The sequence below is a fragment of the Gracilimonas mengyeensis genome (assembly GCF_900182705.1).
GTDB lineage: Bacteria > Bacteroidota > Rhodothermia > Balneolales > Balneolaceae > Gracilimonas > Gracilimonas mengyeensis.
The window spans coordinates 92,028-103,074 of record NZ_FXTP01000001.1; the positions used below are offsets into that span (position 1 = coordinate 92,028).

Annotated in this window: 8 protein-coding genes; 5 read left to right on the plus strand and 3 right to left on the minus strand. The window is 43.2% G+C overall.

Annotation, left to right across the window (positions count from 1 at the left end; translation table 11 throughout):
• Nucleotides 1–63: 63 nt before the first annotated feature.
• Nucleotides 64–1,212, plus strand: a complete 1,149-nt coding sequence (locus FN815_RS00435) for a glycosyltransferase (protein ID WP_142452622.1) — start codon at nt 64–66, stop codon at nt 1,210–1,212.
• Between the two features lie 136 nt (nt 1,213–1,348).
• On the opposite strand, the gene FN815_RS00440 is transcribed toward FN815_RS00435, so the two are convergent.
• Nucleotides 1,349–2,785: a lipopolysaccharide biosynthesis protein gene (locus tag FN815_RS00440; protein WP_142452623.1), complete on the minus strand. Its 1,437-nt coding sequence runs from the start codon at nt 2,783–2,785 to the stop codon at nt 1,349–1,351.
• 575 nt (nt 2,786–3,360) lie between these two features.
• On the opposite strand from FN815_RS00440, the gene FN815_RS00445 reads away from it, so the two are divergent.
• A complete protein-coding gene (locus FN815_RS00445) occupies nt 3,361–4,356 on the plus strand; it encodes a sulfotransferase family protein (protein ID WP_185957118.1) in 996 nt (331 codons plus the stop codon).
• Nucleotides 4,357–4,386: 30 nt separating this feature from the next.
• Nucleotides 4,387–5,289: a sulfotransferase family protein gene (locus FN815_RS00450; protein WP_142452625.1), complete on the plus strand. Its 903-nt coding sequence runs from the start codon at nt 4,387–4,389 to the stop codon at nt 5,287–5,289.
• Nucleotides 5,290–5,808: 519 nt separating this feature from the next.
• On the opposite strand, the gene FN815_RS00455 is transcribed toward FN815_RS00450, so the two are convergent.
• Entirely contained in the window at nt 5,809–7,245 is a 1,437-nt protein-coding gene (locus FN815_RS00455) for a lipopolysaccharide biosynthesis protein (RefSeq protein WP_142452626.1), read from the minus strand.
• 198 nt (nt 7,246–7,443) lie between these two features.
• Here FN815_RS00455 and FN815_RS00460 point away from each other — a divergent pair, with 198 nt between their 5' ends.
• Together FN815_RS00460 and FN815_RS00465 are read left to right on the plus strand one after the other, a co-directional pair.
• On the plus strand, nt 7,444–8,763 hold the full coding sequence (locus FN815_RS00460; RefSeq protein ID WP_142452627.1) for an inositol-3-phosphate synthase: 1,320 nt from the start codon (nt 7,444–7,446) through the stop codon (nt 8,761–8,763).
• A gap of 25 nt (nt 8,764–8,788) precedes the next feature.
• A complete protein-coding gene (locus tag FN815_RS00465; protein WP_142452628.1) occupies nt 8,789–9,538 on the plus strand; it encodes a phosphocholine cytidylyltransferase family protein in 750 nt (249 codons plus the stop codon).
• Between the two features lie 247 nt (nt 9,539–9,785).
• Here FN815_RS00465 and FN815_RS00470 read toward each other — a convergent pair whose 3' ends face one another.
• Nucleotides 9,786–10,841 (minus strand): carotenoid 1,2-hydratase, encoded by a 1,056-nt coding sequence (locus tag FN815_RS00470; RefSeq protein ID WP_142452629.1) that lies wholly within the window; start codon nt 10,839–10,841, stop codon nt 9,786–9,788.
• Between the last annotated feature and the right edge of the window lie 206 nt (nt 10,842–11,047).

Below are 11,047 nucleotides of genomic sequence, written 5' to 3' on the forward strand. Positions count from 1 at the left end.
TACTGTGGCTAGTATGCAAAACCAATGATCCCTTAGGATCTGTCAAATCAATACTTTTAGCTATTGGAAATTGCTTACCTAACAGACCAATTTTTACCACGCACTTCGGCTGATACGGAACAGCTTGTATCCATGGTGTCGGCCCTGAGTTTACGGCCTGAGACTGAGGTAAAACTCATAATTCCAGCGTATGTACACAAGCAGCCTCCTTCCCCGAAACATATAAACAATTACTATCACACTTCCGGGGTATTCACATTAAGTCATATTCGGATTCCTTCTGTATTCATCAGGGGGATAGAAAAGATTTGGTATGCGGTAAAAGCCGTATCATTGCTGAATGAAGATAAACCAGAGGTAGTTTATACGCGCAATATCCCGGTAGTTTTGGCGGTAATCTGTTTTTCTAACCTTCCTCTTTTTTTTGAAACATACCGTCCCTGGCCCGATCAGAATTTTGTGGCGAATAAATTTTTCAAATGGCTGCAAAAAAAGCGGCAACTGGCGGGCATTATACTTCATTCAAAGTACGCGGCAAACAGTTACCTGTCGGTTGGATATTTGGAAGAGCAATTGCTTGTTGCCCATAATGCTGTCAACGTGGAGGATTTCCTAAAGGATAATGCTTCAAAGCAGGTATTGAGAGAACGCTTAGGATTGCCGGAATCAAAACAGGTTGTGACGTATACAGGGCATATATCACCCCAAAAAGGGTTGGAGCGAATGCTGAAGCTTGCCCGGCATTTTACCAATGTGTTGTTTCTAATGGTTGGTTCCGAAAGAGAAGGAGTTATTGAGAAAAAAGCAAAAGCATTGTCCAATGTTAAAGTAATTGGATGGCAGGATAAAATGGCCGTATTTCAATACCTGAGAGCTTCGGATGTGCTGTACATTCCCACTTCAACAAAGGCGAGAGACCAGGCTGGAAACACAGTGCTTCCCCTTAAAACGTTTTTATACAAGGCCAGCGGAACCGCCATATTAGCCCCGGATATGGAAGATTTAAGGGAGGTAATAACGCATGGAGAGACGGGTTTTTTGGTGACGCCCGATGATCTTCAGGAAGAAATAAAGGGATTAAAATCTCTTCTTTCAGATGCTGAGCTTCGGTCAAAATTAGGTGAAGAAGCTGAAGAGGAAATCAGCGAAAATACATGGGAAGCCAGGGCTGATAAAATTTTGGCTTTTATTGAGAGCAGAATAAATGTCTGAAATCCATCATTGCGTTCATTTTGAATAGGATGAAGTGGTTTGAGTAAGCGAAGCGGGGTGAAGGATATTGGCCTCCATATTAATCTAACTAAGGCTTATCTCACTTTCAGCATCATCATTACTGGAATGATTTAGTTTACTTATTTATTGCTGCAATGGTATCCTTCTCCTTAAACCAAATTACGGTGGCAGCTATACTGAATACAAACACCGAGGCCACGACTACCGCCGTAAGGGTGGTTTCGGGTAACAGATAGTTGATACCATAGCGCACGCCATAGGCAAAGATTGCCAGGGGAATAAGCGTGGCAAAGGCCGCAATGCTTTTAATACCAAAAGTCCAAACCGGCGTTTCGGTGAGTTTGGCACCGAAGTACACAATGACTAAAGAACAAAGGGGATACACGGTTAGCCAAACCATGGCAACGGCCATCATGCTAAATTGGGAAGCGATTAAAAATCCTGTTGGCAAAAGAATAGCGTTAGCTGAGGTAAAGTAAAAAATGAACCGGGCTTTGCCTTTGGCGTTAATGAGATGAGGCAGCAGCGTGACCAAGCACTGAATGATGCCTACAGCCACAAATATACGAAGGTAGGGCACAGCATCCATCCATTTTTCGTAGCCCACCAGCGGTAAAAACCAGTCGATGTACGTACCGATGATAACCATCACGGTGCCTACTAAAAGCATGCTGGCACGCGACATCGTAAAAAAGTAGTTGCGTAAACGTTCGGTTTGATGTTGTAATTTAGAGAAAGCCGGATAAGCAACCCGGTTTATCACGCCGGAAAGCTCCTTCACCGCATCAAACACCAGGCGGTACGCAAAGGAATAGATGCCCACCAACTCCATAGAAAAAAACTTCCCGATAATCAGGTAATCGACATTCATATAGAACTTTTGAAAGAAGTTGGAACCCGTGGTATACAAACCAAATTCTAACAATTTCGTCACTTTCTTATAGTTGAACTGAAAGCGGGGGAAGTAAGGCTTAAACATCAGGCTAAACGCCATTTGGCCCACTTTGTTGGTAAGTTCTGCCAGCACAATGGCCCATGCTCCCCAGCCGGTGTGCGCCAGGTAAATCATTAACCCGGCCGAAGCAACCAGTGCCACATTATCACTGATGGCCAGTTTCTTGAACTCCAGGTTGCGCACCATCAGCTTGCTGGAAATCATATAAAAACTATAGGAAATGATAGCCAGCATATACACCCGGATCATGGGAGAGAGTACAGGGGTGTCGTAGAAAGCGGCAATAAAGGGAGAGCTGAGAAATATGAGAAAATAAACGACCAACGAAAGCAGAAAACTGATCCAAAACAGGGAATCAATTTGGATGCGGCCGATGCGTCTCTCTTGAACAATAGCGGTACCCAGACCAAGTTCTGTTAAAGCTTTGGTGGTGCTAAAAAAAGCGAGCGCAAGGGCAGCGATTCCAAATTCCTTTTCCGAAATCACTTTCAGCGTATAAAAGAGTGCTACAGCGTTTAGAAGTCGGGCCGTAACAGAACTTGCTCCGCTGTACAACACTGAAGCAGCCACCCGGCGGGCAAAAGAAGTTTCACTCATGGTGGCTGAACGTCATGGTTTAGGAAAATTTGGGTTCTTTTTTAATTGAAACAAATACAAGGGACTCTATGAAGAATTTGGAAGGTTCCGCCTTTGTTTATCAAATTGTTACAGAATTATAAATTAACAGCTAACATAACTTCTACAAGTTAATTATATTTGCATGGCAATATCTTCATCAAAAAAGTTACGAATTTCTTTAAAAAGAACTCCAGTAGCTTTAGAGGATAAATGATTGGCATATATAAAAAATAGAAGTAGTTAGGGTTCATATACACTGATGTTGTATCTGTAAGTTGGCGGCTTTTTGCTCACTAATCCAAAGGAAGACAACTGATTGGAGCGTTTTTTGTGGATAGAAAACTGCAATAAAGCGTGCTTATTTCTGGATGTTATAGATCATCTTGAGAACATCGGAACATTGTTTTGAAGCCTTTTAACAGCTAAAGTCTTCTTAAATGTAGGGCTCCAGTAGCAGTTGGACAGGTTAAAATTCAAAACAAATAGCTGTGTGATACCTGACAAATTTATACGTGTGATCAGAGCCCTCTTGATCTGAAATTAATTTAATTCTATTGAAAGCCGGTATTACCCAAAAGGACATTAAGGACACCAAAAACAATATATTTTTCATCGTAGGTACCAGTCGGTCTGGTTCTACCTTACTGAAAAGTATGTTGAGCATGCACAGCAATATGGTGGTGCCTCCTGAAACGCATTTCTTCTATTTCAGCCGGGTGATTCAAAACAGATATGAGAAAGCACACGATAAACAGGCTTTCAGTAAAAAATTGATTGATTTTTGGTACAATCACAAAACGCGGATAAAGGATTTAGGGCTTCCCAAAAAAGTAGTAGTCGATATTGCTTCTAAACTAAAGCTTACCAATCCCTATGATCTATTCACTCTTCTTCTCACTTTATATCGGAAAGAAAGAGGTGCAGGGATTGTTGGTGAGAAAACGCCCCGGCACATATTGTATGTCCGTGAAATATTAAAAACCTACCCGGACGCTAAAATTATATCTCTTTTCAGAGACCCCAGGGCGGCTGCATGGTCAGAAATTAAGGCTCCGTTTGGCTCGCCTTCAGTGATAGTTACTACCCGAAGATGGCGGAAATATGTGAAAGAACACGAGCAGCTCAAAAAGCTTTTACCGGAGAATCAGTATCTGATGTTGCGCTACTCAGATTTAATTGCAAATACTGAGGGCGAGCTTCAAAAAATTTGCACTTTTCTTGGGATGAATTTTGAAGAGGCTATGCTGGAATATTATAACAGGGAGGAAGAAGGATTTGCGGCAAGAGAAAAATCCTGGAAAAATGGCACACTTAAACCCCTGCAGGAAAACAGGAACGAGGAATGGAAATCAGCTCTAACAGCTTGGCAAATTACTTTGGTTGAACATATTGCCGGAGATTATTTAACCCGTATGGGATATGAGAAAAGTGGATGTGGGCTTCCTTTTCAAAAAAAGTTGTTCTATCAGTGCGTAGATTTTAGCCGGTCGATATGGGCCACACTTGCCAAAACAAGAGATGAAGGTTATAAGAATCCAAGCGAAATTTAAACCAAAAAACAAATAGTTAGGCTAATAAATATGGCGGTTTTACAGAAAATAGGTGACCAAATTACCGCGCTTTCTGATGCACTTGGTTTTGAACGCCGGGATCTGAAGGCAGATCTCGGGTTACCCTGGTATTATTTAAAAAGCAGAATCCTGAATTCTCATTTTAAGTGGGATTATGAGGAGATAGAGCGTTACTGTATGTTTATCGGGTATCCACGGAGTGGCCATACGCTGGTGGGTTCATTATTAGATGCCCACCCCGATGTGGTAATTTCGCACGAACTGGATGCACTACGCTATCTGCGAGCTGGTTTTAGCCGTGAGCAGATTTTCAGCCTGATCTTGCACAAAGACAAGGTTTTTACCGGCAAAGGCCGCGAATGGACCGGCTATGATTACGCCCTTGAAGGCCTGTGGCAGGGACGATATCGCAATCTGAAAGTGATTGGTGATAAAAAGGGCGGAGGTTCTTCCCGACATCTACAAGCCAAGCCGGACATCATCGAAAAACTTCGTGCAGAAATAAAATTACCTCTTAAACTTATTCATATTGTCCGGCACCCGCTGGATAACATTGCCACGCACAAGCGGAAGTGGGAAGGAGGTCGCCACAGCCTTCAGGAAGCCATTGACAGTTATTTTGAAAGAGTGGAAGCCAATGCGAAGCTCAAAACCGAAGTGGACGCCGGGGAATGGTGTGAGTTGACCCATGAACAGTTTATTGAAGATTCAAAAGGCACATTAAGGACATTGGTAGAGTTTCTGGAAGTGGAACCCTACGAGAATTACCTGAATGCGGCAGCCGAAAAAGTGTTTGATTCTCCATCCAAAAGCCGCAATAAAATTGAGTGGCCACAGGAAATGATAGATCAGGTAGCCGAACGCAGCCAAAAATACGAGTTCCTGAAGGACTACGAGTTTACGGTGGGGTGATGGATGACACGACGCATCATCGAATTGCTAACCGTATTCGTTGCCATGGCCCACACCATCACCCGGCTACGGCACGTTCCTGTTTGGTTGCCTTGGAAGACTTAGCCGAATGATGGAGTTCTAATCCATACCAAATCCACCATTCGGCATGGCTGGAATAGGAGAAAGCTAGTTCAGTACGCGAAGGAGGGATGATGGAGGTGATCTTAGGAAACTTTCTTTGATAAGGGGTTTAAGCCTTCATTGGCCAACATTTCTCATCCCGAATACTCTGTTAGACTTGAGATTGAGAAAAGCGGACAAGTTCTGCTTTTTATAATACCAGCCAACCGGAGACAGGCGAAGGAGAGACTACTCGGTTCGGTATTACAATTACGATACTTACCTAAAGCTTTGATGCTGAATTCAGCTTCGGATAGTCCTCCCTTGAGGGAGGTGCCCGGTTTTTGATTTATCAAAAAACGGCGGAGGGTGTACGATGTTGAATTCAGATACAATGCTAAGGTAAGGTCAATAAAATCACTTCCACATAGCCGCAATGGCATCTTTTTCCTTAAACCAGATCACTGCAGCTGTAACGCTAAATACAAATACAGAAGCTAATACTACAGCGGTAAGCGTTGTTTCCGGGAAGATTTGCGTGATGCCATAGCGAACGCCATAGGCAAAGAAGGCGAGGGGAATAAGTGTGGCAAAAGCGGCGATGCTCTTCAGACCAAATTTCCAGACCGGGGTTTTGGTAAGCTTGGCGCCAAAGTATACAATCACCAAAGAAACCAGCGGATAGATGGTCAGCCAAACCAGGGCAACAGCCATAAGACTGATCTGGGAAGCAATCACGAAACTTGCCGGCAATAATAAGGCGTTAGTGGCAGTAAAATAGAAGATAAAACGTGCTTCGCCCTTTGCATTGATTAGCTTCGGTAGCAGGGTGACCAGGCACTGGATGATTCCTACGGCTACAAAGATGCGCATGTAGGGCACGGCATCCATCCACTTCTCGTAGCCCACCAGCGGCAAAAACCAGTCGATATACGTACCGATGATGACCATCACGGTTCCAACCAAAAGCATACTGGCGCGCGACATGGTATAGAAATAGGTTCTTAAACGATCGGTCTCATGCTGCAATTTGGAAAAAGCAGGATACGCAACCCGGTTAATCACATTGGCGAGTTCCTTCACCGTATCAAATACCAGCCGGTAGGCGAAGGAGTAAATCCCCACCAGTTCCATAGAAAAGAACTTACCGATGATCAGGTAATCGGCATTCATATAGAATTTCTGAAAGAAGTTGGATCCGGTGGTAAACAAACCAAATTCAAGCAAGTGCTTTACATCTTTATAGCTGTACTGAAAACGGGGAAAATAAGGCTTAAACATTAGGCTAAAGGCCATTTGTCCCACTTTATTAGCCAATTCTGCTAAAATGATGGCCCATGCTCCCCAACCGGTGTAGGCCAGGTAAATCATCAACCCTGCAGAAGCAGCCAGTGCAACATTGTCGCTGATGGCGAGCTTTTTAAACTCAAGGTCACGCATCATCAGCTTGCTGGAGATCATGTAAAAATTGAAAGCCAGTATGGCCAGCATGTATACCCTGATCATGGGAGAGAGTACGGGAGTATCGTAAAAAGCCGCTACAAAAGGGGAACCAAAAAAGATAATGGCGTATACAACCACCGATAGGGAGAAGCTGGTCCAGAACAGCGAATCAATTTGCGTGCGGCCGATGCGGTCTTCTTGCACAATGGCAGTACCCAATCCGAGTTCGGTAAGAGCTTTGGTGGTACTGAAAAAGGCGAGAGCGAGGGCGGCAATCCCAAATTGCTCTTCAGAAATAACCTTCAGCGTATAGAAGAGGGCAACGGCATTTAATAAACGGGCAGTAACCGATCCAGCTCCACTGTATAAAACCGATACAGCCACACGGCGCGCAAAAGAGGTTTCACTCATAAAGGCTGAAAATCATCGGTTTTTGGGGATTGGAATTATTTTTTTCGAGCGGATCAAATATAGGGCGAACTGCAAGGAATTGAAAAGGGCATACCATTGTTTTATTAAATTGTTAAAGAAATGCGAATTAAATGCTAACATAACTTAGCCAAGTTATTTATCTTTGCGCAGCAAAAATTTATCAACAAAAAGTTTCGAATGTCTACAACAAGTAAAGCCGCCAACTCAGATGGTAAACTATTAGTACTTACACCCGGAATGGGAGCCGTTGCAACCACTTTTATCGCAGGTGTGGAATCCGTAAGAAAGGGTTTATCGAAGCCTATTGGCTCATTAACCCAGATGCAAACAATTCGTTTGGGAGCCCGTTCTGAGAACAGAAGTCCGTTAATTAAGGATTTTTTACCGCTGGCAGATCTTGATGATATCGTTTTTGGCGGATGGGATGTGAAGCCCGATAACGTGTATGATGCTTGCGTTCACGCACAAGTTTTGAAGTCTCAGGATTTAGATCCCATTGCAGATTTCCTGAAAACCATTAAACCCATGTCGGCCGCTTTTGAGCAAAAGTATGTGAAGAAGCTGGACGGACCGAACGTAAAGAAATTTGAAACTAAAAAAGATCTCGCCGACCAGTTGCGCGAAGACATCCGCAAGAAAAAAGAAGAAACCGGTGCAACACGTGCCGTGATGGTATGGTGTGGATCTACAGAGGTGTATCAATCTCCTTCTGAATGTCACATGTCGATTGAGGCTTTTGAGAAAGGCCTGGAGAATAACGATGAGTCTATTGCTCCTTCTCAGCTTTACGCATATGCTGCCATCAAAGAAGGCGTGCCTTACGCCAATGGTGCTCCTAACCTTTCTGCTGATTTCCCGGCTTTGATTCAACTGGCAGAGAAAAACGGCGTGCCCATTGCAGGAAAAGACTTTAAAACAGGGCAGACCCTGATGAAAACCATTTTAGCACCGGGCTTTAAAACCCGTATGTTGGGTATCCGCGGATGGTTCTCTACCAATATTTTAGGAAACCGTGACGGCGAAGTACTGGACGATCCCGATAGCTTCAAATCCAAAGAAGTTACCAAAGCTGGCGTGCTTGATACCATTTTGCAGCCTGATTCTTACAAAGATCTGTATAAAGATCTGTATCACAAAGTACGCATTAACTATTACCCGCCACGTGGCGATGAGAAGGAAGGGTGGGACAACATCGATATCTTTGGCTGGTTGGGTTATCCCATGCAGATCAAAGTGGATTTCTTATGCCGTGACTCTATTTTAGCCGCGCCTATTGTTCTCGATTTGGCTCTGTTTCTTGATCTGGCCAGCCGTCAGGGTAAGTCAGGCATTCAGGAATGGTTGAGTTTCTACTTCAAGAGCCCACAGGTAGAAGACGGCCACGTACAGGAACACGATATTTTCATTCAACACTTCAGGCTTAAAAACACCCTGCGCGTAATGGGTGGAGAAGAGCCGGTTACTCACTTGTCGGAAAATTACGATTCGTATAAATAATTCTGGGCAACTAAATAAATATTTTATGAGTACAGGAGTAATTCTGGCTGCCGGCTTTGGTTCGCGCCTGGCCGGCACAGATTCGGATACCGATTTAAAGCCACTAACAACCGTAAATGGTACGCCTTTAATCTACCGAACCATTCGGAGTTTAAAGGTAGCCGGATGCGATAAAGTGGTTATCGTACTCGGTTTCGGTTTTGAAGAAATCAAACAGGAAATTCTTGAATCCTATACTGGTGATGTTCCCATTGAATTTGCCCGGAATGATCAGTTTGAGTTGAAAAACGGAGTATCTGTTCTGGCTGCTAAGCCACGCATTGAAGGCAATTTTATTCTTACCATGGCCGATCACATCCTCTCAGATGAAATGATGGCTATCGCGGGAGAGCATACGCCTCCTGCAAATGGGGCCACGCTCCTGGTAGACTATAAGCTGGATTCTATATTTGATATGGATGATGCCACCAAGGTTTTATCCAAAAGAGATAAAATTCAGTCAATTGGCAAGCAGATAGAAAAGTATAACTGCATCGATACGGGCGTGTTTGTTTGTACCACCGGCTTATTGAATGAAATAGAAGCGGTGTATGATGAGCAGGGGGATGCCTCTCTTTCTGATGGTGTGCAGGCACTTGCACAAACAGGTCGCATGCATACGCTGGACATCGGTAAAGCTTTCTGGCAGGATGTCGACACTCCCGAAATGCTGGAGTATGCGGAGAAAATGCTCAGCAAAAAGGAAAAGACTACAGTAGCAGAAGTAGAAGCCTGAGCCAGACGGCTTTTTTGCCGAGTGCTTCTCGCTCTGACGGCTCAAAGTCCGTCTGACCGTTATTTTAGCGAGTAGTAAAGTTACCCTTCGCCTTAGCTACTAAGACGCTAATCGCAGGAGTAAAGGTATAGAGAGGTAAATAAGTTGTCAGATCGTTGAGCAAGTTATTACGGAAAGAGGTATAGCAAGATACTCTTAAATCTGCAGTTTGAAATTTGTAATCTGCAATCTTTAATCCAATAAAATCTCAATCCGCAACCATATAATAGAAATAACCGGGTTGGTTGCCATTGATAGTGACGGTTCCATTCATCTCAAACAGTTCTCCGCCCAAAGCTTTTTTGGCAAAGAATTTTTTAATTCCCCCGATCTCATCCAAAATGGAGTAAGTATTAAAATATTCATCCACCCGAATATTAAGCATATCGGTTTGGTAAGGTTTGACCTTAATGTATTCATCCAGTAATTTTTCATCGGGATGACTACTCACTCTTTCGATAGAAGAAGGCGTTATCAGGTAATCCCTGCCTTGCTTATAACGAATGCCAAAGCCAATGGGAATATGCGAGTTCCCATCTCTGCTCAAAGTGATATAATGAAAGTACATGCCATTTTGCGCATCACCTGTTTTTACCCGGTAGCTGCGATCTATCACTTTTGTAGACAAGTTGTTCTGATAAATATGGTCCATATAGGCTGAACCAGTTACATTAAGTGTATCCCCATTGATGGCTACAAAACCTTTAACCTTGGCATGAGGAATCAGCAATGCCATACCAATTTCATTATCTCCGGCTTTATATACTCCGTTGCCAATGGTTTTACCCGGCGCGATGTCGAACAGGGTAAGGTCAAGGTCGTACTGAACGCCTTTTTTGATGTTATAGAAAAACAAACGGTGTTCGTCGTCAAGCTTTCCTTTGGCCCAATAAGTACGGTCGGGATGGGGCCTGATATACATACTGTCGGGCTCATTTATAAAAGTTTCGGGGCCATATTCTTTATTTACCACATAGGTTTTGCCATCCGTCCATGAAACAGAAAGTTTTACTCCCGTCACACGGCTTTTGAAAGAACCAAAGTCATTAATAGAAAAAGTATAGATAACCTGAACTCCGTTGTCGAGATTGATGTGGTAGGTCCAGAGTTCATTATAAAAAGCTGACGACAGATTCTTGGCTTTAAAATCCTTAGGTGTGGTATTACGATAAGAACCATCGGGATGCGTGATGCCGCTTTGTGCGTATACCAAAACGGGTACCATAAATATGATCAAAAGCAGCCAGGCCTTTATTGCTTTCATTTAAAACGGGGTTCTAATAGTTGGAATTGGAAGGGTCGGAAGATTCTCTTTTTAATAATAATTGCTTGTAATACGTTGGCAGTTAATACGATAGAAGTATAAAACTTTTGTAGCCTAAAGTTTAATTATGCAATAGTTAATTTTTATGCTCTTCTTAGTGATGTAATAATTTCAAGCTTCATAACCTTTTTAGTGCTGTAATGTTG